A 24,101-nucleotide genomic window follows, 5' to 3' on the forward strand; every position below is an offset into this window, starting at 1 on the left:
TGAAATTTTCATACGCAGCATGCTTACAAGGCATTTTGCAAGTACCTTTGTGATTGAAAGGAAGGGTTTCGCCATAATGAATATCCTTTTTAACTTCCCGCTTCTTGCGGCATTATTCGCTATCTTCTTTGCCCAATTTGTAAAAGTACCGATTCACTTTATCGCCATCAGGCAATGGGACTGGTCTTTAATAACAAGTACAGGCGGAATGCCAAGCTCTCATTCTGCAGCTGTAACAGCCCTTGCCACAGCTGTCGGGCTTGAGGAAGGATTTGATTCTTCCATCTTTGCTGTAGCGGCCATTGTAGCCGTCATTACGATGTTTGATGCGACTGGCGTCAGACGGGCTGCAGGGGAACAGGCAACAGTGCTGAACAAACTGGTCGTGGATTTTAACCGATTTGTATCTGAAGCAAAAGACTGGCCGCAGGCACAGGAAAAAGAAAAAATTAAAAAGCTGAAAGAATTGCTCGGCCATCAGCCGATTGAAGTCTTTTTCGGAGGCTTGACAGGCATTCTTTTATCTATTCTGATTTACTATTTATTTATTGTGTAGGTGACACATATGAGACTCCTTTCACTATGTCCGAGCAATACTGAGCTTGCAGCCTTCCTCGGGCTCGAAGACCAGCTGGCTGCTGTAGATGACTATTCAGACTGGCCTGAGTCGGTCGCAAGCCTTCCAAGACTGGGTCCGGATCTTTCCATTAACATGGATTCTGTTGAAAAAATGAATCCTGATCTTGTGCTTGCTTCACTCAGCGTTCCAGGGATGGAAAAAAACGTGGAAGAGCTTGTCAAAAGACAGATTCCCCATATCGTTTTTAACCCTCAGTCCCTGGACGATATTGCGGAAGACCTGCTGACCTTAAGCGAGGCATGCGGACTTGGGGAAACAGGCAGAAAATTTGTTAGTCAGTATAACGAAAAAATTACCCATTACCGGAGCAAAGCGGAACAGCTGCAGGATAAGCCGCGAATATATTTCGAATGGTGGCCAAATCCTATTTTTACTCCTGGAAGGATTAACTGGCTTACGGAAATCAGTGCGCTTGCAGGGGCTGTTAATATCTTTGAAGATGTGGAGCTCGCAAGCATACAAACAGATTGGAAGGATGTTCTTTCAAGAAACCCTGACTATATTTTTCTAGCATGGGTCGGCGTCAGCCAAAAAAGGATGAAGCCGGAGCTTGTGCTGAAAAGGCAGAATTCCGGGTCATCTGCGGCTGTTCAGCGGAATCAGATTCACCTGCTGCAAGAAGCGCTTTATTGCCGGCCATCTCCAAGACTTCTTGAAGGTCTTGAACACCTGGCAGATTTATTGCACCCTGGACATTTTTCTTCGTGAAATAAAGACAGCCTGTCCGTTTAGGACAGGCTGTCTTTATTTTTTAGTCTCGGCACTCACATATTGCTGCCTGAATGCCTGCATTGTCTGATCCTCGTTCAGCTGCGACAGCTCTTTCTCCGTCAGCCGGCCGCTGCCCTGGCGGATCACATAGACATCCAGCTTCTTCTTTCCCCAGTTGGCATACACATCATCCACTGTCTTATAATATAAATCCAATTCATTTCCCTTTATGGCTTCTCCCTTGTCAGCAACCACTCCGTAGCCGTAGCCCGGAATAAATAAAATGGTGCCCACCGGAAAAACCTTTAAATCAGCTGCAACCGTTGAATACAAGTCCCTTTTAACTTTAACACCAGAGAAAGTGATGCCGTATAACGGGTGACCCGCCTTCTTCCCTGTTGATTCATAGCCAGCTGTGTATCCAGTTGCTGTAACAGTCTTTTTTGGATATCGGTCCCATTCAAATGCCGTTTCCAAATCAGGCTGCCTTTCCGCTGCAGCTGCAGCGTAGTTATGTAAGCGGTTTCCGTTAAAGAGTGATTTAAACTCCAATCCGAAAATATTAGCCTGCTGCTCGTCCGTATTTTGCTTATGTGAATTTCCCCATGCTGCTAAATCCTCTGCTTTCACTCCAGTAATCGCACTCAGGGTGACCATCAGGGCTGCAATAAATAAAAGAATAAAAGTAAGCCTGCGAAAAAGAGTTACCATCTTTTTCATATGTCTCTTATCCTCTCCTCTCAACAGTCTATTCTTTCCCACAATTGGAAAAAAGTATTCCTCCTGCTGAAATGGCGAAGACGTTCTGGAGAGCTGGAAGTGGTTTGCAGCTGAACTGGCGTATGAGATAGGAGGTCGCTGATATAATTTTGGAAGTGCTCGATATATTGAAAAGCTCGCCGATATTTTAAGGTGATCCGCTGATAGTTTAAGGCAATCCGCCGATAACGGCTGGCTGGACTAGCTCATTGCCCTGCCTCACACCCAATAATCAGCAATCCCACGTCTAATGCAGCTGAAACAGGCCCTTAGGTAACAAAATTTCCGCAAAATAAAAAGCCTCCCTGCACAGCGGGAAGCTAAAACATTTGATATCCTCTTTTTCTTAATGTTTTGATGGTAATTCCGGCTAAGATTGCTCCAGTCAGGCCGCTGGATAGGATCAGCATGTCTGCCGGTGCAAGGGAAACAATTTTATGCCCAAGAGATTCAAATGATTGCACAGGCATAGTAAAGTAGTTCTTTACGTTAATCTGCTGAATAATGGCTATGCAGACAAGCGGATAAACGATGGCCATTACCCATGATTTCCGCAGGAGCATATTCAAGATAAATCCGATTCCGAAGAATAGAACGAAAAATAAGACCATGGAAATGATCACAACTGCTATATTCATGCCCAGCACCCCTTTTTCTAGACAATTCTAGTTTACTGAAAGGGGGTAAGGCGAGTCAATCTCGTTTTTAGAAAATTTTTACTTCTTCCCTGTACCCTGGCAGCAGTCGCATGTTTCTGATCCTCCAAGCAGCAGCTGGAAGTATCCTTTTCCAGAACAATATGGACAAACTTTTTTCTCTGCTTTTGTGGAATTCATATGCTAATCTCTCCCCTTTTGTATTGATTGAATATTAAGATAACAGGTATTCTGTCAAGAATAAAGGGAGAAAAACTTACAAATCTTCTGATGTAAGCGAGTACATTAGGCTTTTACTCGCTCATCCTCTTATTTTCTTATTATTTTGAATATTATAAAAATAAGTGATATGCCGTATAACCAAAGTGATCACCCGGATTAAAATCTTTATATACATCAAATTGCGGTGCTATGTTTCTGTCTAAAAATGATTGAAGCAAAAGTGATGAGTCCGGATCCTTTTTTAGCGCTTCCGGTGAAAGAAAAGCTGCTTCAGATAACTCTTTTTCCTGTGCTGTTATGGTTTCTGTCAGGGCATGAAGCTTGAAAATCAGCATGTTATCGCTTATTTTATGCTGAAGCACTCCAGTTCTGATTCCAATCAGCCCTTCAAGCGAAGCTTCAACGCCTGTTTCTTCCTTTATTTCTCTTAGGATCGCCTGGTCCAATGTTTCATCATGGTTCACAAATCCGGCAGGCAGCGACCATTTCCCCTTCAAGCCCCCGTACTTCTTTTTCACAACAAGCCATTTTCCTTCTTGATCGGTCACCAGCCCTGCTGCAGCCAGCCAGACATTTCCTCTCTTTTCCATTCCATCTCCATCCTCTCTTTGAAGTTGGCTCTATTAAATTGGCTGTTGATTTCCGTTTCAGGCGTCCGCTTTCCGCGGGGCGGGCGGTGAGCCTCCTCGGCGCCTTAACGCCTGTGGGGTCTCACCTGTCCCGCTGCTCCCGCAGGAGTCTCCCGCCTGCCACTCCAATCAACAGGTGCGGAAAAATCAACTTTTTTTCTTTAACAAAGCCTTGAAGTTAAAAAAAGACAAAAGCCTGTTTGCTTTTGCCTTTTTCTTGTATAGTCATTCTTCAAGCATCGGCTTAGAAGAATTTGAATTTACCTTTTTTCAGAACCATGCCTGGTCCGCCGACCATGAAGAGGGCGCGGTTGTCGATCATTTTTTTCATGAAAGAGGCTTTTGTTCCGTAAAGTTTTTTGCCGAATGCCATACCAACAGCATTGCTTTCGCCAAGTGATGCCACAGTACCTTTAATATCAGGCTTGAATTGTTCAAGCTGGCCTTGGCCTTTCACTAGTGCGGCGATGTTTTTCGCACAAGTTTCCCCTTGCTGCATAGCGATTTGCGCAGTTGGAGGGAATGGACGGTTGATTTCTTCGTTGATGATCAGTGAGCAGTCACCGATAACGAATACTTCATCATGTCCTGGTGCGCGAAGCTCAGGGCTTACTTTTACGCGTCCACGCATGTTTTCAAAACCAGCTTCTTCTACAACGCTGTTTCCGCGGACACCTGCTGCCCAAACAACTGTATCAGCTTTGATTTCTTCCATCTCTTCGCCTTTTGCAACGATAATGCCTTCTTCAGTGCATTCTTTGATCGCAGTGCCAATTTTGAACTCTACTCCGCGCTGCTCAAGGAAATTCACTGCATACTCAATCAGTTCCGGATCAAATCCAGGAAGAGCAGTCGGTGCTGCTTCTACACAGATAATACGGACGTTTTTCTGATCAATGTCATACTCGCGGCAAAGCTCAGGAACCCGCTCTGCAAGCTCGCCAAGGAATTCGATGCCAGTAAAGCCGGCACCGCCGACAACGATTGCCAAGCGCTCGTTGCGTTTTACTGCTTCTGTATTATATGTGGCAAATTGATATTCAATATGCTCGCGAAGCTGGCGTGCAGCGTTAATATTTGTAATTCCGAAGGCATATTCCTTCAGACCTTTAATGCCGAATGTTTCAGGATTTGAACCAAGCGAAATAACAAGGTAGTCATAATCCAATTCTCTGTCTTCCAATTTGACTTTCTTCGCTTCTTTATCAATGGCAACAACATTGCCTTTAACAAAGTTAACACGGCTTGTATTAATAACTTCTTTCACCTGGTAGCGTGCTTTATCATGGTGAATTGTACCTGCTGATGCTTCATGAAGCCACGTTGTTTCGTAGTGGTAATCATTTTTGTTCACAAGCGTGATTTCGGCATCATTGACACCCAATTGTTTTTGAAGCCTAGTCACCGTCATAAGACCGCCGTAACCAGCACCCAAAATAAGAACTTTTGGCTTTCTCACAAGAATCACATCCATCTAATAGATTTTGAAATGAGTACAGAAAATAGGTCCAACCTTATTTTCTGCCCTTTTTCGCATAATATTTCTTTTTTCAGCAAAAAAGTTTGTGAAATCCTTCACTTACCTCTCCGCAAAAACACACAAAACACTATAAAACCACAGAAAAATTATAATAATGATGTCTATATATCATCATATTCCTTTCCTCTTTTTTTTTCAAGTTATAAATAATTTCCTGTCGAAAGATAAGAAAATTCAAATAATATTGTATAAAATCGGAGAATCCTATATCATAATACATAACTTTTTTGCCTTTCTTTAGGCCATTTCGTTTTAAACTGATTTTAAAAAAGTATGGTATTATGGATTTCAATAAGTATTTTATTTGCTGGGGGGAACGATTGTGAAGGAAGATACAAAGGTTTATGACATTACCATTATCGGTGGAGGTCCAGTTGGTCTGTTTACAGCCTTTTACGGCGGTATGCGCCAGGCAAGCGTAAAGATCATTGAAAGTCTGCCGCAGCTTGGCGGCCAGCTGTCTGCCCTTTATCCTGAAAAATACATATATGATGTAGCCGGATTTCCGAAAATCCGCGCCCAGGAGCTAATCAATAATCTAAAGGAACAAATGGCTCAGTTTGAACCTGCTGTCTGCCTTGAGCAAGCAGTAGAGTCTGTTGAAAAACAAGCTGACGGTGTTTTCAAACTAACGACTGAAAGTGAAGTCCATTACTCCAAAACCATTATCATTACTGCAGGAAACGGCGCTTTCCAGCCGCGCAGGATGGAGCTTGAAGAAGCAGAGAAATACGAAAAGAAAAACCTTCATTATTTTGTAGAAGATATGAATTACTTTTCCGGCAAGCGGGTTATGCTTTGCGGCGGAGGCGACTCTGCAGTTGACTGGGCGCTGATGCTTGAGCCTGTGGCAGAAAAGGTTATGCTCGTTCACCGCAGAGATAAGTTCCGCGCCCATGAGCACAGTGTGGAGCTTTTGAAAAATTCCAAGGTGGAAATCCTGACTCCTTATGTGCCGACAGAGCTTCATGGTGAAGATCATGTGCAGCAGGTTGGCCTTGAAGAAGTAAAAGGCGACCGCAAGGAATTGGTAGAAATTGACGAACTGATTGTCAACTTCGGCTTTGTTTCATCTCTTGGCCCAATTAAAAACTGGGGACTTGAGATTGAAAAGAACTCCATCCTTGTAAACAGCAAAATGGAAACGAACATTGAAGGCATTTACGCAGCAGGAGACATCTGCACGTATGAAGGAAAAGTAAACCTGATTGCGAGCGGTTTCGGCGAAGCGCCTACTGCTGTTAACAATGCAAAGGCGTACATGGATCCAAAAGCGCGCGTGCAGCCGCTGCACAGCACAAGCTTGTTTGAAGGAAAATAAAACATTAAAAAACTGACCATTCAGGTCAGTTTTTTTGTATTCTTTTCATCATTCTATAATTGATCAATTCAACACCGTTTTTTAAGATGCACCGTTCTTTTTCCACTTGATAGCCGATATGTTCAAAAAACGGTCTGGCTGTGATGCTGGCATCCGTATCCATTAATTTAATCCCAAACTTCAATGCTTCTGATTCGAGTGCAGCAGCCAAAGCAGAAGCAATTCCCTGTCTCTGAAACTCCTTATGAACATAAAGGCGGTCCAGATGGCCGGCTATTGTCATGTCTGCAAAGCCCGCTATGCGGCCATCCTTAATTGCTTTAAAGGAAATATTCCGGCTTAAGGAGGCTCCCCATGAAGCAGCCATCGTTTCTCTCTCTTCTTCAGGCGCCCATGCCGCAAGCTGTTCTCCTGTATAATCCTGCTTGTTGATTGTATGGACGGTTTGGAAAAATAAGCTGATAAGTTCCTCTAAATCAGAGGACTGGTACTTTTTTATGTTCACCATTTTTTCTCCGGCTTCCTTAATTATTCATACTAAAAATAAGGCCAAAACAAGCTGCGACCAGTAAAATAACCAATCCAAGAGCAATAAGCAATCCTTGGCCGAGTCTTATTTTTCCAAATGCAAAAGCAGCAATGATAGCGGCAATGTGCAGAACCGGTGCTATGAATATAAGCCAAAAGCGGCCTGATGTAAGGAGGATAAAGGAAAGCAAATAGAAAAAAACCGGTATAACGATCCCCAGCCAGAGCTGATTCCAAACATCTTTGTTATCTGCCATTACACCCTCCCCATCTCCACTTCCGCGCGGATCTTTTTCAGCATCTCTTCCTTTTCATCACGGTAGAACAGGTTATACGTATCAAAAGGAATAATGCGTCCGTCCGGATGGGCAATATGCACGCAGGAACGCTTCACAGAACGGATATCAAACTGGTAGGCATCTAAAAATTGCATGATAATCACGCGAAAAACATTATCGTAGCCGATTTGTCCAGGCATTGATACTTTCGGCAGGCAGCAAAGCAGATCCTTCAGCGACAATGCGGAGGAATCCGGAGAATGATTCAGCGAGAATAGTTTAAAAATCATTTTTTGGATATTTTCATCCTGTTCAAATACGATCGTGTTCCTTTCCCCTTCAAGCAGAATGTCCGGATCAATCATACCAGTGAGCGGTGTGACATTGCCGTTCATTTTGAGCGCATACCCCATTGCAAGGCAGTCAGGATGGCATGGAACAGGAATAATATCCTCTTTGTTGAAAACCTCTGATTGGTCAATGATCATTTGGCGCACTTCAGACAGTGTCAGCCTGTCAGTCGCCGGGTCAAAGTCTTCGAGGCGTCCTGCAGCCTGTATCGGCTGAAAGGTGACTCCTCTTACGCAAGGCTGCTTGAGGCCATATTGAATGATTTCGCCGACTTCATGATCATTCAGACCTTTTTTCAGCGTAACAACCAATGTAGTAGACAAATTGAACTCATTCAAATGATCAATCGCTTTTTTGCGCACATCTGTTAAATCCACTCCCCGCAGTTCAATCAGTGATTCAGGATCAAAGCTGTCAAACTGGAGGTAGATTTCAAAGCCGGGTGCGTATGATGCAAGACGTCTTGCGAACTCTTTATCATTGGCGATCCGCAGCCCGTTTGTGTTCACCATTATATGCTTAATCGGCCGCTCCTTCGCCATGTCCAGAATATCGAAAAAATGAGGGTGAATGGTCGGTTCCCCGCCGCTGATCTGAACGATATCGGGCTCGCGTTCGTTTTTCACTATAGCATCAAGCATAAACTCAATTTCTTCAAGCGAACGGAATTTGCCTTTTACAGGGGAAGACTCCGCATAGCAAATCGGACATTTCAAGTTGCAGCGCTCCGTTACTTCAAGGAGCGTCAGGCAGCTGTGCTGCTCGTGATCAGGACAGAGGCCGCAATCATAAGGGCAGCCGTATTTGACAGGAGTATTCCAGCGGTAAGGCATTTCAGACGGCTTGATAAAATCCCTGCACCGTTTATAATACTCAACATCTGTTGAGATCAGGACGCGTTCCCGTCCATGTGTAAAACAGTGCTTGATCATATACACCTTCTCATTCTCAATAACCACTTTCGCTTCTACTTTGCGGAGACAGGTGGAGCAAATGCTGTTTGTCAATTCATAAAAGAGATAGGGACGATTAGGCATGAAGCGTACTCCTTTCGATTGCTTTCGCTTTTCTTGCTACAAGCTGTATGTAATAAAGAATTCCAGCAATGCTTGCCAGCTGGATGTTATTCATATTTAAAAACAGGTCAGGTGTCGGCTTAATAAAATCAATGAAAAGCCGGAATGTTAAATATCCGAGCATAAAAACCTGAAAATAAAAGCCATCCCATGGTTTATCTTTTTTCTTCAAATAAAGAATGAAAAATGCGATACATAGCAGAAAGGCAATTTCATAAAGCGAGGTGGGATGCCTTTTTACGCCGTCTCCAAAATCAATGCCTGTAATCCATGCAGTAGGAGTGCCGTATGTATGGTCATCAAGCCCTGTGAGAAAGCAGCCGATGCGGCCGATCATCATGCCAATCGCCAGCGGAAGAACAAAATCATCCCCTGTGGAGGATTGCCACCCAGCCCATTTTTTTGCGAGCTCCACACCGATTAACCCGCCAAGCAGACCGCCTACAATGGTTTTTCCCTGCAATAAATAAGCCAGACTGTTCCAGTTGGCTATTGTCTGATCAGGACTCTCCAGCCAATAAAGCACCTTTGATCCCAAGGCTGCCCCAAGCACTGCTCCGACGACAACCCACATGGCGGTGTCTGTCGGAATGTTCTCTTTTCTTCTCTTCCATAAATAGATCCTGAAGCCAATAAAGTAAGAAAGCGATTCCATTATAAAATGCGGATGTATGCCAAAAATGTACACAGGAAAGGTCACTGCCATTTCCTCCATTTTCCAGATTACTTTTATTATACATGGAACACAGCCTGAGAGGGGAGGGATTTTTTAGATGCTGCTATTCTTAAAATATGCTTTCATATGTACATAACAAGAAAATAGTCCAGCATAGCTAATCATATTGGATGCTTAGAAAGCATTCTCCTTTTGAAGCACAATTTTTCTGTTTTGCTGAACATCAACTAAAAAATCCCCCTTATAAAAAAGGGAGATTTTTCGTAAAGCTAGGGCCGAATCAGTTTTAGCACTCTTCAGGGGCACCGGCATTTGCAGCTGTTCTGAAAGAAGAACCGCAGCCGCATGATGCAATAGCATTCGGGTTATCAATTGTAAACCCGCCGCCCATCATGGATTGTTTAAAGTCAATCACAGTTCCCTTCAGTGCAGGCGCGCTTTCTTTATCCACAAGAACTGTCAAGCCGTGCAGCTTTAACTCTGTGTCGCCTTCTTGTATCTCATGGTCGAAACCCATTCCGTACGAAAGGCCGCTGCATCCGCCGCCATTTATAGAAACACGAAGATAGGCATTTTCTTCTTCGTTTTCTTTCATCATATCTTTTATCTGAAAGGCGGCTGCTTCTGTAATAGTCAATAGCTCGCTCATTTTAAAACACTCCTTCATTTAAATCATACTGCTAGTATACTCTACCTGTCATTCAGTCTCAAATGATTGATAATAGTAAATACCTTCGCAAATGACTTCAGCCGGGCCAGTCATCATCACGCGCCCTTCCTCAGTCCAGTTGATGATTAAATCGCCGCCTGCAAGGTGCACAATAGTATCCGCCCCTCTTTTGGCATAACCGTTCAGAACAGAGGCAACGACTGCTGCGCAGGCGCCAGTACCGCAGGCCTGTGTCACGCCTGAGCCTCTTTCCCAGACGCGGAAATGCATCTCATCTTCTTTGACAGTTTGAACAAATTCAGTATTAACGCTTTCTGGGAATCTCGCATCCTTTTCGACAAAAGGACCAAGTGTTGTTACGGGAGCTTTTTCAATATCATCCACATAGAAAATAATATGCGGGTTTCCCATGGAAAGTGCTGTTGCTTGGTAAAGCTGGCCGTTGAACTCCATTTGCTCTGCAATGGTTTCACTTTCTGCGTCCCCGGTCATCGGCAGGTCGCCTTTTTTCAGGCGCGGAGCTCCCATGTCAATCGTGACATCAGACACATGGCCGTCTGCCATATGAACCTCAGCTTCCACAATTCCTGAGAGCGTCTCAATCGTAAATCTCGGATTGTAGACAAGGTGGCGGCTGTAAGCATATTTCGCTACACAGCGAAGGCCGTTTCCACAATTCTTCCCTTCTGAACCGTCACTGTTAAAAATGCGCATCTTTACTGAAGCTTTGTCAGATGGGCAAATAAGGATCAAGCCGTCTGATCCGATGCCTGTATTAACATTCGAGACCATCTGTGCAACATCTGCAAGATCTTCTTCATTTATTTTTTCCTCAAAAAGGTTAACGTAAATATAATTGTTTCCGAGACCATGCATCTTAGTGAAATGAAAAGAATTCATATTCTCCTCCAAAAAAAGTTCATTTTTAACAGTATAGAATTTATATAGGCTGTTAACAATATAAACATCCCCCGTTTGAATATATCGGTAAAGACCTCCTGCATTTTATGTATGGGGTCTTTGCTGTTTTATGCTGAAAATTGAAGTGAGCTGACGGTTTACTTAATAATTGAAGCTATTTACGGCCTGTAATGGAAATACATAGAGTTTCTAGATCCTTTTAATGCTGCTTATGCGCGGGAATCAGGCTTTTGTGCGCAGGTTCTCAAGCTTTATGCGCAGCTTTCTGCTCTTTATGCTTGGGCTCGGAACCCTATGCTCAGCTCTCACCCATTATGCACGAGTTACATACATTATGCGCAGCTTTCACCCTCCATTCCACAAATACTAACCGAAAGTCCTGTTCCATCGAACCGCCATTTATAAACTTCGCATAATTCTTCTCCTGAATGACCAAAACAGAAAGTATTTTTCACCTTGCGTCATTATAGTTCTTTTTTCACAACATTAGTAGTATAATAGAACCACAAAATAGTTCGTCACATTTTCTTTTAAGGAGGTATTCAAATGAATGAGACTGACTGCCTTTATGATAAACATGTGAAATGCCTTGTCTGCAGCCACGGCTTTACGACAAAAAAGCTGCGGTCAAAGTATGTAAGGCCGATTCAGCATGATACAGATTTTTGTTCTTATTACGATTCTGAAAACCGCAACCCTCTTTACTACTATATTACTGTCTGCCCGGAATGCGGGTACTCCTTCTCAGATGAATTCTCCAGCTATTTTCCTCCGCGGACGCTCGATGCGATTGAAGAAAAGGTATGGAGCAACTGGGGAAAATTAAATTATTGCGGCGAAAGAGATCTCAGACAGTCATTGAATACCTATAAACTTGCCATTTACTGCGCACAGCTGAAGCAGGAAAAACACGTTGCAGCAGCCGGCATCTTTCTGCGTCTTGCCTGGCTCTACCGGACAGAAGGAAAAACAGCGCAGGAATTCCGGTTTATGCAGCTTGCGGCAGACGAGTACACTCAATCCTATTCAACAGGCGACTTTAAAGGCTCTCATTTGTCTGAAGTGAGAGTCCTTTACCTTGCCGGCGAATTAAACAGGCGGCTCGGCCGGACTAATCAGGCAACGCTTTATTTTTCAAGGATTATCGAACGGCAAAAAGAATTTCTTGAAAAAAGCGTGATCCAAATGGCTAAAGACCAATGGCAGGAAATCCGGGCTGAAAAACAGCGGGCAGCCAATTAATGCAAAAGCGGGCTCTGACATCGAGCCCGCTTTTCTTCATATACGCAGCTGGATAAAAAATTTGTACTGCGTTATTTTTTGTTTTGCTCAGCCGCTAGCCCCTCGAGGTCATAAGCCCGTCATCCAGAGAAAGGAAGAATCGCCTTTCTCCGGCTGCCCGTCTTATGCTTGTCGGGGCTGGTCAAGCGGCTTGCGCTTTTCTTAGAACATTGGGTTTTCTTCCAGGTGCTGATATATGTTGTCAACCAGCTCTTCTGGCGTTTCACCGGCTACAGCTTCGCCGTTAACCAGTGCATATAGGGATTCAAAGCATTTTCCGCAATAGCCGAGGCACCCATATTCGACGATATCGAGATTCGGGTCTTTTTCGAGCTGTTCCAATGCTTTTTGCGAACCATTCGCCAGATTGCTAATGCAAAATTCAATTATTGGCTTCATGCCTGTCACCTCTTAGGTGCATCCAGTCTCAACCTTCTTTGAGAAGCAGGATGCTGATGCATCTATACTATACGATTTTTCCAGCCCTCTGTCGAATGTTTGGCCTAATTCTTAACAGGTTAAAGTTTAACCATCGGAAATATTTGTGATTTTCCTACATCTTATTGTGATTTAACGCCAAGTTCGATATACTTTTTTATGGAATTTGTAAAGGTTTTCTCAAAATTTATAAGTTTAGCATATTAATTGATCTACATGAAAAAGGGGAATCCGCATATGAAAAATTTAGTGATTCTTGGCGGAGGGTACGGCGGCATGCGATTGCTTCAAAAGCTGACTCCGAATCATCTGCCAGAAGACGTTCAAATCACCCTCGTTGATAAAAATCCATACCACTGTCTGAAAACAGAATATTACGCCCTTGCAGCCGGTACTATTTCCGACCACCATGTCCGTGTTGAATTTCCAGTGCACAGCAGACTTCAGCATAAATACGGATCTGTTGAAAAAGTGGACAGGGAAAAGAAAGAAGTCCTGTTTTCCAACAATGATGTTCTGCCTTACGATGAACTGATCATTGGCCTTGGCTGCGAAGATAAATATCACGGCGTACCAGGGGCGGTAGAGTACACCTACAGCATCCAAACGATTGACCAATCCCGCCAGACCTCCCAAAAGCTGAACAACCTCGGCGCAGGAGCAAAGGTGGTTATTGTCGGCGCAGGGCTTAGCGGAGTAGAGCTTGCAAGCGAGCTGCGCGAAAGCAGAAAAGATCTTGAGATCGTACTTATGGACCGCGGAAAGCTGATTCTGTCCATGTTCCCTGAACGGTTAAGCCGATATGTGCAGGCATGGTTTGAAGAACACAATGTAACCATCATCAGTTCTTCCAATGTTACAAGAGTCGAGCCCGGGGTTGTTTATAATCATGAGGAAGCGATCACAGCGGATGCAATCGTCTGGACAGCCGGCATACAGCCGAACCGTATTGTACGCGAGATGGATGTAGAAAAAGATCCTCAGGGAAGAGTTATTTTAACAACACACCACCATCTGCCAAGCGATGAAAATGTTTTTGTTGTCGGCGATTGTGCGAGCCTTCCGCATGCACCAAGCGCCCAGCTTGCTGAAGCACAGGCAGAACAGATTGTACAGGTTCTTTTGAAACGCTGGAAAAACGAACCGCTGCCAGAAGAGTTTCCTGCCTTCAAGCTGAAAGGCGTGCTCGGTTCTCTCGGAAGAAAGCACGGCTTTGGTTTGCTTGCGGACAGGCCTTTGATGGGAAGAGTACCGCGGCTTCTTAAATCCGGTATTCTTTGGATGTATAAGTACCACAGCGGATGAGCATAAAAAGACAGGCTGTTTGGCAGCCTGCCTTTTTTTATGCTCATTTCCTTACAACGGGAATCCAAATCTCGCTTCTAAAGTCCTCCCGGTCAGGGCCAGCTTCAGGATAGACCTCAAGCTCAAGCCCTGACGCCTGCTTATACCCTGTAGAAGGAAACCATTCGGAGTAGATGCTTTTCCACACTTCCTGTATAGCATCAGGCATCGGGCCGACAGCTTCAAAAACAGCATAATCAGCAGCAGGCACGCTGTATTCCCGCCAGCCTTCAGGGAGGATCCCGCCATCGCCTTCAGCAGCGATAGCATATGTCATCCTGCCATTTTCATCAGGGAGGCAAATGCCGAGCAGCCCAAGGCTTCCTGCCTTTTCTGAAAGCTCTTTTTCGAAGCCGGTTTCATATGCCTCCTGCCAGAATTGCGGAATTTTCACCATGTTCTCGCCGTTTTCAGTGGAAATGGAGATATCCTTGCCTATTGCCTTGAATGCTTCTTTCTTTACAATCTTGTACTTCATTCCGACAGCCCCTTTAATCTGAATTTGGAAGGAGAGACGTGGATAGGCATTCAGAGGCCGAGTACCTTCCCGTGCTTCAGAAGGGCTTATTCCGTGAGCATTTTTAAAGGCCTTGGAAAAAGATTCAGGTGTCTCATAACCATACCTGGCAGCAATGTCGATCACTTTTGTCTTGGAAGAGGCGAGCTCCCGGGCTGCTTTTGTCAGCCTCCTGTTTCTGATATATTCGCCTATCGGCATTCCGGACAAAAGACTGAACATCCGCTGAAAGTGGTATTTTGACATACAGGCAATGGATGCTGCCTTGCCAAGATCAATTTCCTGATCCAGATGGCTTTCAATGTACTCAAGGCTGTCATTAAAATGCTTCAGCGTTTCCATCTGTCTTCCTCCCTTCCACTTTACTTTATCAGCATGGGGGCAGTGCCGCCTGTCATTCTTTGCCCTGTTTGGACAGTAGATTTTACATAGCTCCAGGAAGATATCCGTACTTTTCAAGTTCGCTGTATACGGCCTTCAGCCTTGGATTGCCTTCGCCGACAACCGTATCTTCGATTACAACAAGCGGGTAAAAGTATTCATCATTCAGCACTTTCTCCGCATAGCTTTTCCTTCTTTCGTCTTCCTGCGGTTCATGAATATCTATATAAGTAACTGTAAATGGCTGTTCAGGATATTTTCTGCTGATGGCTGCCTGAAGCCATTCGCATGTCTCTTTTGATGATGGCAGGTTCACACAGCTTGCACAGAGAACTTCTGCCCCATATACACAAATTTCAACGTTCTTCTTCATTACCATTCCCCCTTGTGTGATTTAATTGTATTTGATTTCCCGCCTATATTCCATTGTCTTTTCAGAGGGAAATTATCCTTTTGTCTTCCTGATGAAATATGATAAAATGAGTTAGATAAAGAGAAAAAAATGATGAAGGCATGACATTAGATTTATAAGTCCCTCTTGAATATAATGGTATCAAAGGAAGGAGTCGATCAGCGTGGAAGAAACACAGATCGAAATGAGAGAACAAGTACAGGAAGTACTCGATAAGCTTCGCCCATTCCTGCTTCGCGATGGCGGAGACTGTGAATTGGTTGACGTGGAAGACGGTATTGTAAAGCTTCGCCTTCTCGGTGCATGCGGCAGCTGCCCAAGCTCAACCATCACATTAAAAGCAGGCATTGAGCGCGCATTGCTTGAAGAAGTGCCTGGAGTATTGGAAGTAGAACAAGTATTTTAATTCGCATTTTAAACCCGATGGCAAGCCATCGGGTTTTTTGTTTGCTTATTTTAAGTATTGTTCAAACCAGTCTTTTATCAAATTCAAACGGTCTGTTCTGAGCTTTGGATGGCCATTTCGCGACAAGTCATGGCTGCTTTCGGGAAAACGCACAAATTTGGCCTCTTTGCGGAGCCTTTTCAGTGCAATAAAGAGCTGTTCTCCCTGCTCAATCGGGCAGCGGTAATCTTTTTCACTGTGTAAAATCAAGAGCGGTGTTTCGATGTTTTTGGCATATTTGATTGGTGAGTGCTCCCACAGCTTTTCAGGAGAATCGAACGGATCATAGCCAACTTCCCATTCTGTAAAGTAATGTCCGATATCACTAACCCCATAGAAGCTGAGCCAATTGGAAATCGAACGCTGTGTGACAGCTGCTTTAAAGCGGTTTGTATGGCCGACGATCCAGTTGGTCATAAAACCGCCATAGCTTCCGCCGGTAACTCCCAGCCTCTCCTTATCAATAAAGGCGCAGGAAGACAGTGCATGATCAACAGCTGCCATTACATCCCTGTAATCATCTCCGCCGTAATCCCCTCTTACAAGGTCTGCGAAATGCTGGCCGTACCCTTGGCTTCCTCGAGGGTTAATAAAAAGTAAACAGTAGCCTGCAGCTGCCAGCACTTGAAATTCATGCATGTATGTATTGGCATACATCATGTGAGGACCTCCATGGATTTCAAGCAAAAGCGGATATTTTTCCCCTTCTGTATACCCATGAGGCTTCATTATCCAGCCATGAAGCTCAAGGCCGTCTTCTGCTTTCAGAGTCATTGCTTCAGGCTTGCTGATATCCTTTCCACTTGTATATTCCTTGTTTGCCTCAGTAAGCCGTGTGCTCTCTCCTGTTTTAAAATCCAGCAAGAAGAGCTCGCAGGGCTCTGTTAAAGAAGAAATACCGGCTACCGCTGTGTGCTCTGAAGGATTCAGTGCTAAACCATAAACATGCTCTTCTTCCGCTCTGACAGGAAAGACAGCCCCGTCTATAGAGCCATAGTGGATAGAAGTGCTTCCCCTGTCGCTTGCAATAAAATAAAATCCTTCTGAATCCTCTGTCCATTGAATTCCCGGATAGACATTTCTGTACAGCACATCCCCTGCTGCAGCGTCACTAATATGCAGATCAAGACCTTCTGTCAGGCAAATCACTGTTTGGGCTGCGTAATCATAGAGGTACAGCTTGCTGCTGGACGCACTGAAATAATCTCTTTCATTTCCTAGGAAAGCCAAATACCTGCCATCAGGCGAAAAAGACAAACTGTCGAAATAGGCTTTTCCATCCGTGAGCTGAACAGCCTTTTCCCCGCCTAGCTCTTGGATAAAAACATGAGATTCCAGTGATAAATCCGGATTCTCCGAGCGATCTGTTACAAAAGCGATCCGCCCGCCGTCTGGATGGTAGACCGCTGAGCGGGCTCCCTTCTTTTCATGAGTCAGCTGGACGATTTCCTTTGTTTCCATATTCAGCTGAAACAGCTGGCTTTCCCTGTCCTTTAAAAATCCGCTGCCGTCTGATTTGTAGCTCATGTTCCTTACGGTAAGCGGCTCTGGAAACTTATCTTTTTCTTCCAGATCCCCGTAAGCCTGGCCATCTGAAATGGATAAGGAGAACAAGAGGGATTTCCCGTCAGGAGACCAGACAGGAGCTGATGCTGGATAGATAGAATCCGTCAGCTGTCTTGCTTCTCCCCCATTGCTGCTCATAACATAAAGCTGGGTTTTCCCAGATCTGTCAGATAAGAAAGCAAGCTTGCTCCCGTCTGGGGACCAGCGGGGCGAATGATCCCTGTGCTCACCATGCGTCCATTGGGAGAGATGCTTGCTCCGAAGAACGGCGACATGCAGGGAGGATATGTATTGATGATTTTCTTTCTTGATCTTTGTCTCTACATAGACGGCTTTTTTGCCATCAGGTGAAAGGCGCGGATCTGTGAGAGAGGTTAATTGGTAAAGATCTTCTGCCAATACTGGCTGCTTTTGGCTGCTGTTCATATAATAGTCTCCTTTTTGGGGATATAGATAATTATTTCGACATACGAAATAAAAATCCTTTTAAATGATCTTGTAAACGAAAAACAAAGCAGCTAGTAAAAAGCTGCTTTGTTAGATGCTCCTATTTTTTTGAGCAGCTGATACCATTTTTTCAGAATAATGGACAGTGCTTCCTTCTTTTGGGATGCTAAACTGTTTTACTTGGCAGGCAGGAAATTTTTCTGCAAGCAGCATTTCAAGCTGCTCTCCTTCTCCGCAAGCGGCAAAGCACAGAACAGCTGGGCCAGCACCGCTGATTGCTGCCCCGTATGCACCTGTTTCCTCAATTACCTCAAGCGCCTCCCTGTATTCCGGGATGAGCACATGGCGGTAGGGCTGGTGCAGCAAATCTTTTTTCATGATCCTGCCGGCAAGCTCCCAGTTGCCTGACATAATGGCTCCTGTCAGAAGATTGCTGACAGCACTTGCTTCCACTGCTTTTCGATAGGGAAGCTGGTCAGGCAAAACGTTCCTCGCATCCTTTGTATAAACCTTGTAAGCAGGAATAATCGCAACTGTGTCAACCTTTACTGAAGGGACATGAATAATCTCGGTTTCTTCTTCCTGATGCAGTCCAATCACAAGGCCTCCGTAAACAGATGCACCGACATTATCGGGATGTTCCTCTATCAGGCTCGCAATCCTTGTTTTTTCGATGTTGGACAGCTCAAGGGAGCAAAGTTCATTCGCCAGTTCTATTCCTGCCACAACGGCTGCAGCACTGCTGCCGAGGCCTCTTGCGACAGGGATATCACTCCATACCTTCACATGGCATGGCGGCAGATCTAAATCAAATACAGCAGCTGCTCTTGCAGCAGATTGATAAATAAGATTTTCTTTCCCTTCAGGAAGTCCAGAAACCTCGCTGCTTTCTCCCTCAAATAACCATTGATCTGAAAGAACAGAGGTCAGTTTCAGCGTACATCCAAGTGCCATTCCAATTGAATCAAATCCCGGGCCTAGATTAGCTGTACTGCCCGGTACGGTGATGGTGAGCATGTCGCTTTCCTTCATACAAGCTGTACCCCTTCAAGGTGCTCTCTGACAATTCTTTCGTCATTCGGAAGAACGAGAGGCTTAAATTCCGCTACGTTAATCGCAACATTTGGATCCTTTAATCCGTTGCCTGTCAGCACGGCGGCTATTTTGCTGCCTTTTCTGATTTCGCCCGTTTTCAGCTGCTTGATGACGCCTGCAATAGATGCTGCTGAAGCAGGCTCTGCAAAGATGCCTTCTTCTTTTGCCAAAAGCTGATAAGCCTCCAAAATTTCAGCATCTGTCACTTCATCAATTTTCCCTTTTGACTCTTCTGCAGCCGCTACGGCCTTATCCCAGCTTGCCGGGTTGCCGATTCTGATGGCTGTGGCTACGGTCTCAGGGTTTTCGATTACTTGATTTCGGACAATGGCCGCCGCTCCTTCTGCTTCAAAGCCTCTCATTTCCGGAAGGCCGCTGCTGTTAGCCCTATGGTATTCCTGAAACCCTTTCCAGTAAGCTGTGATATTTCCGGCATTGCCAAGCGGGATGGCAAGGATGTCCGGTGCTTCACCCAGCTGCTCGCAAATTTCAAAAGCTGCTGTCTTTTGTCCTTCAATCCGGTAGGGATTTACAGAGTTGACAAGTGTAATCGGCATTGCTTCACAAATGTTCCGGACCATTTTCAATGCATCGTCAAAGTTACCTTCAATAGAATAAATTTCAGCACCGTACATAACAGCCTGGGCAAGCTTCCCAAGCGCAATTTTCCCTTCAGGAATCACAATGATGCACCTCATGCCCGCTCTTGCAGCATAAGCTGCTGCTGATGCAGAGGTATTTCCTGTAGAGGCGCACATGACTGTATTGCTGCCTTCTTCCTTCGCCTTCGCAACGGCCATGACCATGCCCCTGTCTTTAAAAGAGCCTGTTGGATTGGCTCCTTCTGTTTTGGCGTACAGCTCGACCTTTAAACGTTCTGAAAGCCTTGGCAGATGGATAAGAGGAGTATTTCCTTCGTGAAGCGTTAATTTCGGCGTTTGTTCTGTGACAGGCAAATAGATTCTGTACTTTTCCAGCAGTCCGTTCCAGCTCATATTAATTCCCGTTCCCTTCTACCCTGTAAGTGCTTTTCACCTCATCCACAACGTCAAGGCTTTTCAGCTGTTCCAGGATTTCAGTAAAGTCCTTTTTCGTAGCATGGTGGGTAACAATGACAATTTCGGCATTTCCGCTTTGCTTGAGAGGCAGCTGAAGGATTTTTTCAAAGCTGACGCCCCTTTCTGAGAAAAGGGAAGTGATTTTTGCAAAGGAGCCGACTTCATCTTTTACATGAATTCTCAAAAACTGCTGAGCTGAAATTTCATCTGCATATTTCAGCTGCTTATCATACTGCGGGGATACAGCGCTTCTGCCGTTAACCCCAAGCCGCATATTTTTCATAACACCGACTAAATCGGAAACAACGGCTGTTGCCGTTGGCAGGCTTCCTGCTCCAGGGCCGTAGAACATTGTCTCTCCCACTGCTTCCCCGTATACATATACCGCATTGTATTCGTCATTAACAGCAGCAAGCGGATGGTAATCCGGAAGCAGTGCAGGCTCTACGCTGACTTCAATTCTTCCGTTTTCCCGCTGTGCGATGCCGATCAGCTTCATCGTATAGCCAAGGCGTTTGCTGTAGCTGATATCTTCATCTGTTACAGTAGAAATTCCTTTTACCGATACATCATCCAAATCTACATTCATGGAAAACCCGAGCCTTGCCAAAATAGCCATTTTCCTAGCCGCATCAATTCCTTCAACATCTGCTGTCGGATCGCTTTCTGCATAGCCCAGCTCCTGTGCTTCCTTTAAAACATCCGCATAGGCGCTTCCATGCTTGCTCATTTTGGTCAGAATAAAGTTTGTTGTTCCGTTCACGATTCCCATCATTTTATGTATCCGGTCTGATGCCAGGCCGTCAACAAGGCTGCGGAGGATCGGAATGCCCCCTGCCACACTCGCTTCATAAAATAAATCACAGCCATTTTCAGTCGCTGCTGCAAGAAGCTCAGAACCATATACCGCCATCAAATCTTTATTGGCTGTTACGACTTGCTTCTTCTCATTGACGGCATCCAGCAAATATTGCCGTGTGTGTTCTATGCCGCCCATTACTTCAATAATGACATCAATATTTTCATCAGTAATCACTTCGTAGGGATCTGTTGTCAAAAGGCTCTCCTCGACAACAACCTGTCTCTCTTTCTCTTTTTCTCTGACAAGAACCTTTCTCACTTCTACAGGACAGCCGACAAGGTGCATAAGCTTATCCTGGTGTTCTTTAATAATCGTGACAACTCCGCTTCCAACTGTTCCGAGCCCCAGCAGGCCAACCTGTATTGCTTTCACAATCCCCACTCCTTTTTCCGTCTTTTTAGGGTGTACATTTGTTTTCTAGGAATAGACACCTTTAATATATAAGCATTATAGTACCGGGACATTTATTTTACAAGGCTGAATTTTCTGTCTTTCAGTATTGTAAACGCTTTAATGACTGATGCTGCTGATGTTAGATTTTTTGCCAATACTTAGCTTGACGCCTAAAAAAATAACCCGCTGCGTCTGCAGCGGGCTTCGCGTCAGGTTACCGGTGTTTCTGGCTGTTTTCCCTTTAATACTGCCGCAATGTTCCGGCTGCAAAGCTCCATCATCTTCAATCTCGTTTCTTCGCTTGAGCTGCCGATGTGAGGAAGCGCTGTTACCTGCCTCAGGCCAAGAAGGGGATGATCCGGCTGTATTGGCTCTGAAGCAAATACATCCAGACCGGCCCCAGCAATCAAACCGTCCTCAATCGCCCTCTTCAAGTCATCTTCTTTTACTACAGCACCTCTTGATGCGTTAACAAAGATTGCTTTCCGCTTCATTTTTTTAAATGCTTCATATGTGAACATTTCTTTTGTTTCTTCTGTAAGCGGTGTCAGGCAAACGACAAAATCAGACTGCTCAAGCACTTCATCAAAGCTTGCATGCTTTGCTCCATGCGCTTCTTCCGCTGCTTTATTCCGGGAGCGGTTATGATAAAGGATTTTCATATCAAATCCAGTTCCCCGCTTGGCAACAGCTGTTCCGATCTTACCCATTCCGACAATGCCGAGGGTTTTGCCGTGGATATCCATCCCAGCCATCTGAAGCGGTCCCCAGCCCTTCCATTTCCCTTCTTTTATGTAATCAGCAGCTTTCGCAATCCGCCGCGCAGAAGCCATTAAAAGAGCAAAAGCCAAGTCGGCTGTCGTATCTGTCAGAACATCTGGTGTGTTGCAAACCGTTATTTTTTTGGAAGCAGCATACTTCACATCAATATTGTCATAGCCGACTGCCAAGTTAGCAATTACTTTTAAGTTTTCTGCCTGCTCAAGAAGCTCCTGATCAATTTTATCAGAAAGCATGGTTAACAGACCGTCTGCCTCTCTAGCCTTTTCAAGCAGAACTTTCCGCGGACAAGGCTCCTCTTCTTTTTCCCACATTTCTACATTTGCTGTCTCCTTCAATTTCGCCAGCTGATCCTCCGGCAGCAATCTCGTTACATACACAAATGGTTTTGACACCTTTTTCATCCCCTTTCCAGGTTCATCATAACACAGCTGGAAGGGGTGAAATGCAGGTCAAATCCAATGCACGGCAGGCAGTACAATCCTCCTTGTTCTCATGGAAAGCATGGAGGAGTAGGACTTTAAAAATTGCTCATATTCCCCTGAACGCTCAAGCAGCTGGTGCAGCTGTTTTTCATAATACGGTTTTTGTGCTTCCTGTGACAGGTAATAATCCTCTATGCACTCAAAGTAATGCAGCGGAAACAAGAGCCTGCTGTAAATCAATCTCCAGGAAAAGGAGGAGAGCGGCACTGTTCTGTCATACTCCTCAATAAAACTTGCTCCTGATTCGCGAAGCTCATCAGGCCGGTTCAGAAATTCCTGGCGCATATACTCGGCAATGTCCCTGCTTGCATGGTCAAACACCCAGTCAGTCGGAAGCTTGGCGCATACCTCTCCTCCCCAGGAAGACCTTGAGAACCGCTGATGGCAAATCGCTGCTGAATCGACAGGCTTTGGTTCATCATCTAGCTCAGTATCGACCAAATACTGAATGCCGTTTTCCCCAAGTCCAAGATAATAAGGAAAAGATTCGATAAACAGCTTTTCAAAACGGTCCAGAGGATGGGCCTGAACCTTTCCTCTCCAAAAAGCCTCAAGCTGATCGAGCCGTTTTTCCCATAATGTTTTCCACTGGCCGATCCGGTTGGATTTTGTAAGCTGATACGGAAAGCTCCTGCCCCGCTGATGAAACTGAGCAAGCTCCCTTCCCGGCGAAATGCTGTTTCTTGCGCCAGCCTGGCCAAGCTTCAGCACAGCATACTTAACACCCTGATGCTCGCTGTACAGCTTTCCATCCTTGGCAGCCTGAAAGACTGCTGTGTATGGTTCTCTTTTTTCCTGTAAATACTGACTCATATAATGAAGCTCAAATAATTCATCTTCATCCAGATGATGGACAGGCACCACTAGGCAGACAGTCTGGTGAATGCGGAATGCATCACAGCCGTTTACCTTAAAAAAATCTGATGCATGAAGGCCGTAATTCTCTTTCAGCATCGCTCTCATTCTTCATCCCCCTGTTTCCCCTGTATATTGCTATCGTAGTCTCAGATGAAACAGATTATGACTGCTGCATCAAGATCACGGTAAGTTTACACACAAGATGATTCAGTTTTGAATAAAATAGAAAAAAAGATTGGGTGATCCTATTGGAACAAGAGAAAAAAATGGATGCCGTGGAGCGCGCCGCAAGGAACAAGCTCGCAGAACGGGGCGTAAAATCTGAGGATATAGCCGACCTTGTTTATTTTCTGCAGAAAAAATACCACCCAAATTTAAAAATAGAGGAATGCCTGGCAAATGTAGACCGGGTACTTTCGAAAAGAGAAGTACAGAATGCCATCTTAACAGGCATCCATCTTGATATGGCTGCTGAAAAAGGAATCCTCGATGAACCGCTTCAATCCATTATCGAAACAGACGAGAGCTTATACGGCGTGGATGAGGTCATGGCCTTTTCCATTGTTAATATATATGGTTCTATCGGGTTCACCAATTACGGATATATCGACAAAGAAAAGCCTGGGATCCTCAGTTTTTTAAACGATAAATCCACTGGGATGTGCCATACCTTCTTAGATGATATTGTCGGAGCAATTGCAGCAGCAGCTTCCAGCAGGCTGGCACATAGGGCACGGAATACGGAATGAAGAAGAAAAGCG

At 44.8% G+C, this 24,101-nt stretch carries 27 protein-coding genes; 7 read left to right on the plus strand and 20 right to left on the minus strand.

Annotated elements, in window-relative coordinates:
- Positions 1-76: 76 nt before the first annotated feature.
- Together LRR81_RS18465 and LRR81_RS18470 are read left to right on the plus strand one after the other, a co-directional pair.
- A complete protein-coding gene (locus LRR81_RS18465; protein ID WP_231790881.1) occupies positions 77-556 on the plus strand; it encodes a divergent PAP2 family protein in 480 nt (159 codons plus the stop codon).
- A gap of 9 nt (positions 557-565) precedes the next feature.
- Positions 566-1,348, plus strand: coding sequence for a cobalamin-binding protein (locus LRR81_RS18470; RefSeq protein ID WP_231790882.1), 783 nt, complete (start codon positions 566-568; stop codon positions 1,346-1,348).
- A gap of 36 nt (positions 1,349-1,384) precedes the next feature.
- On the opposite strand, the gene LRR81_RS18475 is transcribed toward LRR81_RS18470, so the two are convergent.
- The 5 genes from LRR81_RS18475 to LRR81_RS18495 form a co-directional block, all read right to left on the minus strand.
- On the minus strand, positions 1,385-2,071 hold the full coding sequence (locus LRR81_RS18475) for a 3D domain-containing protein (protein ID WP_231790883.1): 687 nt from the start codon (positions 2,069-2,071) through the stop codon (positions 1,385-1,387).
- A 359-nt stretch (positions 2,072-2,430) separates the two neighbouring features.
- Positions 2,431-2,748, minus strand: a complete 318-nt coding sequence (locus tag LRR81_RS18480; protein ID WP_231790884.1) for a YuiB family protein — start codon at positions 2,746-2,748, stop codon at positions 2,431-2,433.
- Between the two features lie 78 nt (positions 2,749-2,826).
- Positions 2,827-2,946 (minus strand): YuiA family protein, encoded by a 120-nt coding sequence (locus tag LRR81_RS18485; protein WP_231790885.1) that lies wholly within the window; start codon positions 2,944-2,946, stop codon positions 2,827-2,829.
- A 152-nt stretch (positions 2,947-3,098) separates the two neighbouring features.
- Complete coding sequence (locus LRR81_RS18490) at positions 3,099-3,578, minus strand: NUDIX domain-containing protein (protein WP_231790886.1); 480 nt, start codon at positions 3,576-3,578, stop codon at positions 3,099-3,101.
- A gap of 283 nt (positions 3,579-3,861) precedes the next feature.
- The gene (locus tag LRR81_RS18495; RefSeq protein WP_231790887.1) at positions 3,862-5,091 is read right to left on the minus strand and encodes an NAD(P)/FAD-dependent oxidoreductase; all 1,230 of its coding nucleotides are present in this window, start codon (positions 5,089-5,091) and stop codon (positions 3,862-3,864) included.
- 388 nt (positions 5,092-5,479) lie between these two features.
- Between LRR81_RS18495 and yumC the strand changes: the two genes are divergently transcribed.
- Positions 5,480-6,478 carry a ferredoxin--NADP reductase 2 gene (yumC, locus tag LRR81_RS18500; protein WP_231790888.1) on the plus strand — a complete coding sequence of 333 codons (999 nt, stop codon included), beginning with the start codon at positions 5,480-5,482 and terminating at the stop codon, positions 6,476-6,478.
- A 25-nt stretch (positions 6,479-6,503) separates the two neighbouring features.
- On the opposite strand, the gene LRR81_RS18505 is transcribed toward yumC, so the two are convergent.
- The 6 genes from LRR81_RS18505 to dapF all read right to left on the minus strand — a co-directional run bounded on the left by LRR81_RS18505 (position 6,504) and on the right by dapF (position 10,957).
- Positions 6,504-6,986 (minus strand): GNAT family N-acetyltransferase, encoded by a 483-nt coding sequence (locus LRR81_RS18505; RefSeq protein WP_231790889.1) that lies wholly within the window; start codon positions 6,984-6,986, stop codon positions 6,504-6,506.
- A gap of 16 nt (positions 6,987-7,002) precedes the next feature.
- Entirely contained in the window at positions 7,003-7,263 is a 261-nt protein-coding gene (locus LRR81_RS18510) for a hypothetical protein (RefSeq protein ID WP_231790890.1), read from the minus strand.
- A complete protein-coding gene (locus LRR81_RS18515) occupies positions 7,263-8,672 on the minus strand; it encodes a radical SAM protein (protein WP_231790891.1) in 1,410 nt (469 codons plus the stop codon). Before LRR81_RS18515 ends, LRR81_RS18510 begins: the two co-directional genes overlap by 1 nt.
- On the minus strand, positions 8,665-9,411 hold the full coding sequence (locus LRR81_RS18520) for a prolipoprotein diacylglyceryl transferase (protein ID WP_231790892.1): 747 nt from the start codon (positions 9,409-9,411) through the stop codon (positions 8,665-8,667). The genes LRR81_RS18515 and LRR81_RS18520 overlap by 8 nt, the downstream gene beginning before the upstream one ends.
- A gap of 262 nt (positions 9,412-9,673) precedes the next feature.
- Positions 9,674-10,036 carry a HesB/IscA family protein gene (locus tag LRR81_RS18525; RefSeq protein ID WP_231790893.1) on the minus strand — a complete coding sequence of 121 codons (363 nt, stop codon included), beginning with the start codon at positions 10,034-10,036 and terminating at the stop codon, positions 9,674-9,676.
- Between the two features lie 48 nt (positions 10,037-10,084).
- Positions 10,085-10,957: a diaminopimelate epimerase gene (gene dapF / locus LRR81_RS18530; protein ID WP_231790894.1), complete on the minus strand. Its 873-nt coding sequence runs from the start codon at positions 10,955-10,957 to the stop codon at positions 10,085-10,087.
- Between the two features lie 567 nt (positions 10,958-11,524).
- Between dapF and LRR81_RS18535 the strand changes: the two genes are divergently transcribed.
- Complete coding sequence (locus LRR81_RS18535; RefSeq protein WP_231790895.1) at positions 11,525-12,220, plus strand: DUF2225 domain-containing protein; 696 nt, start codon at positions 11,525-11,527, stop codon at positions 12,218-12,220.
- Positions 12,221-12,421: 201 nt separating this feature from the next.
- Here LRR81_RS18535 and LRR81_RS18540 read toward each other — a convergent pair whose 3' ends face one another.
- Positions 12,422-12,658, minus strand: a complete 237-nt coding sequence (locus LRR81_RS18540) for a YuzB family protein (protein ID WP_231790896.1) — start codon at positions 12,656-12,658, stop codon at positions 12,422-12,424.
- 276 nt (positions 12,659-12,934) lie between these two features.
- Here LRR81_RS18540 and LRR81_RS18545 point away from each other — a divergent pair, with 276 nt between their 5' ends.
- Positions 12,935-14,002, plus strand: a complete 1,068-nt coding sequence (locus tag LRR81_RS18545; RefSeq protein WP_231790897.1) for an NAD(P)/FAD-dependent oxidoreductase — start codon at positions 12,935-12,937, stop codon at positions 14,000-14,002.
- A 43-nt stretch (positions 14,003-14,045) separates the two neighbouring features.
- On the opposite strand, the gene LRR81_RS18550 is transcribed toward LRR81_RS18545, so the two are convergent.
- Positions 14,046-14,900 carry an AraC family transcriptional regulator gene (locus LRR81_RS18550; protein ID WP_231790898.1) on the minus strand — a complete coding sequence of 285 codons (855 nt, stop codon included), beginning with the start codon at positions 14,898-14,900 and terminating at the stop codon, positions 14,046-14,048.
- An 82-nt stretch (positions 14,901-14,982) separates the two neighbouring features.
- A complete protein-coding gene (locus tag LRR81_RS18555; RefSeq protein ID WP_231790899.1) occupies positions 14,983-15,312 on the minus strand; it encodes a YuzD family protein in 330 nt (109 codons plus the stop codon).
- 223 nt (positions 15,313-15,535) lie between these two features.
- On the opposite strand from LRR81_RS18555, the gene LRR81_RS18560 reads away from it, so the two are divergent.
- Positions 15,536-15,757: a NifU family protein gene (locus LRR81_RS18560; protein WP_231790962.1), complete on the plus strand. Its 222-nt coding sequence runs from the start codon at positions 15,536-15,538 to the stop codon at positions 15,755-15,757.
- A gap of 45 nt (positions 15,758-15,802) precedes the next feature.
- Here the strand turns inward: LRR81_RS18560 and LRR81_RS18565 are convergent, their stop codons facing one another.
- The 6 genes from LRR81_RS18565 to yutH all read right to left on the minus strand — a co-directional run bounded on the left by LRR81_RS18565 (position 15,803) and on the right by yutH (position 23,445).
- Positions 15,803-17,788 carry a S9 family peptidase gene (locus LRR81_RS18565; RefSeq protein ID WP_231790900.1) on the minus strand — a complete coding sequence of 662 codons (1,986 nt, stop codon included), beginning with the start codon at positions 17,786-17,788 and terminating at the stop codon, positions 15,803-15,805.
- Positions 17,789-17,899: 111 nt separating this feature from the next.
- Positions 17,900-18,841: a homoserine kinase gene (thrB, locus tag LRR81_RS18570; RefSeq protein WP_231790901.1), complete on the minus strand. Its 942-nt coding sequence runs from the start codon at positions 18,839-18,841 to the stop codon at positions 17,900-17,902.
- Positions 18,838-19,899: a threonine synthase gene (gene thrC, locus LRR81_RS18575; protein WP_231790902.1), complete on the minus strand. Its 1,062-nt coding sequence runs from the start codon at positions 19,897-19,899 to the stop codon at positions 18,838-18,840. The genes thrB and thrC overlap by 4 nt, the downstream gene beginning before the upstream one ends.
- A gap of 1 nt (position 19,900) precedes the next feature.
- On the minus strand, positions 19,901-21,196 hold the full coding sequence (locus LRR81_RS18580) for a homoserine dehydrogenase (RefSeq protein ID WP_231790903.1): 1,296 nt from the start codon (positions 21,194-21,196) through the stop codon (positions 19,901-19,903).
- Between the two features lie 230 nt (positions 21,197-21,426).
- On the minus strand, positions 21,427-22,392 hold the full coding sequence (locus LRR81_RS18585; protein WP_231790904.1) for a 2-hydroxyacid dehydrogenase: 966 nt from the start codon (positions 22,390-22,392) through the stop codon (positions 21,427-21,429).
- A gap of 57 nt (positions 22,393-22,449) precedes the next feature.
- The gene (gene yutH, locus LRR81_RS18590) at positions 22,450-23,445 is read right to left on the minus strand and encodes a spore coat putative kinase YutH (protein ID WP_231790905.1); all 996 of its coding nucleotides are present in this window, start codon (positions 23,443-23,445) and stop codon (positions 22,450-22,452) included.
- Between the two features lie 161 nt (positions 23,446-23,606).
- Here yutH and LRR81_RS18595 point away from each other — a divergent pair, with 161 nt between their 5' ends.
- Positions 23,607-24,089, plus strand: coding sequence for a phosphatidylglycerophosphatase A family protein (locus LRR81_RS18595; protein WP_231790963.1), 483 nt, complete (start codon positions 23,607-23,609; stop codon positions 24,087-24,089).
- Positions 24,090-24,101: the final 12 nt, after the last annotated feature.

Source organism: Metabacillus kandeliae (assembly GCF_021166585.1).
GTDB classification, from domain to species: Bacteria; Bacillota; Bacilli; order Bacillales; family Bacillaceae; genus Metabacillus_B; species Metabacillus_B kandeliae.

Coding starts and splice junctions, on each gene's coding strand:
- LRR81_RS18525 (WP_231790893.1), bottom strand. CDS start 10,036: ATGAGCGAGCTATTGACTATTACAGAAGCAGCCGCCTTTCAGATAAAA.
- LRR81_RS18510 (WP_231790890.1), bottom strand. CDS start 7,263: ATGGCAGATAACAAAGATGTTTGGAATCAGCTCTGGCTGGGGATCGTT.
- LRR81_RS18515 (WP_231790891.1), bottom strand. CDS start 8,672: ATGCCTAATCGTCCCTATCTCTTTTATGAATTGACAAACAGCATTTGC.
- LRR81_RS18545 (WP_231790897.1), top strand. CDS start 12,935: ATGAAAAATTTAGTGATTCTTGGCGGAGGGTACGGCGGCATGCGATTG.
- yutH (WP_231790905.1), bottom strand. CDS start 23,445: ATGAGAGCGATGCTGAAAGAGAATTACGGCCTTCATGCATCAGATTTT.
- LRR81_RS18505 (WP_231790889.1), bottom strand. CDS start 6,986: ATGGTGAACATAAAAAAGTACCAGTCCTCTGATTTAGAGGAACTTATC.
- dapF (WP_231790894.1), bottom strand. CDS start 10,957: ATGAATTCTTTTCATTTCACTAAGATGCATGGTCTCGGAAACAATTAT.
- LRR81_RS18470 (WP_231790882.1), top strand. CDS start 566: ATGAGACTCCTTTCACTATGTCCGAGCAATACTGAGCTTGCAGCCTTC.
- LRR81_RS18480 (WP_231790884.1), bottom strand. CDS start 2,748: ATGAATATAGCAGTTGTGATCATTTCCATGGTCTTATTTTTCGTTCTA.
- LRR81_RS18595 (WP_231790963.1), top strand. CDS start 23,607: ATGGATGCCGTGGAGCGCGCCGCAAGGAACAAGCTCGCAGAACGGGGC.
- LRR81_RS18540 (WP_231790896.1), bottom strand. CDS start 12,658: ATGAAGCCAATAATTGAATTTTGCATTAGCAATCTGGCGAATGGTTCG.
- LRR81_RS18475 (WP_231790883.1), bottom strand. CDS start 2,071: ATGAAAAAGATGGTAACTCTTTTTCGCAGGCTTACTTTTATTCTTTTA.
- LRR81_RS18485 (WP_231790885.1), bottom strand. CDS start 2,946: ATGAATTCCACAAAAGCAGAGAAAAAAGTTTGTCCATATTGTTCTGGA.
- LRR81_RS18490 (WP_231790886.1), bottom strand. CDS start 3,578: ATGGAAAAGAGAGGAAATGTCTGGCTGGCTGCAGCAGGGCTGGTGACC.
- LRR81_RS18555 (WP_231790899.1), bottom strand. CDS start 15,312: ATGAAGAAGAACGTTGAAATTTGTGTATATGGGGCAGAAGTTCTCTGT.
- LRR81_RS18550 (WP_231790898.1), bottom strand. CDS start 14,900: ATGGAAACGCTGAAGCATTTTAATGACAGCCTTGAGTACATTGAAAGC.
- LRR81_RS18565 (WP_231790900.1), bottom strand. CDS start 17,788: ATGAACAGCAGCCAAAAGCAGCCAGTATTGGCAGAAGATCTTTACCAA.
- thrB (WP_231790901.1), bottom strand. CDS start 18,841: ATGAAGGAAAGCGACATGCTCACCATCACCGTACCGGGCAGTACAGCT.
- LRR81_RS18465 (WP_231790881.1), top strand. CDS start 77: ATGAATATCCTTTTTAACTTCCCGCTTCTTGCGGCATTATTCGCTATC.
- LRR81_RS18495 (WP_231790887.1), bottom strand. CDS start 5,091: ATGGATGTGATTCTTGTGAGAAAGCCAAAAGTTCTTATTTTGGGTGCT.
- LRR81_RS18560 (WP_231790962.1), top strand. CDS start 15,536: ATGAGAGAACAAGTACAGGAAGTACTCGATAAGCTTCGCCCATTCCTG.
- thrC (WP_231790902.1), bottom strand. CDS start 19,899: ATGAGCTGGAACGGACTGCTGGAAAAGTACAGAATCTATTTGCCTGTC.
- LRR81_RS18535 (WP_231790895.1), top strand. CDS start 11,525: ATGAATGAGACTGACTGCCTTTATGATAAACATGTGAAATGCCTTGTC.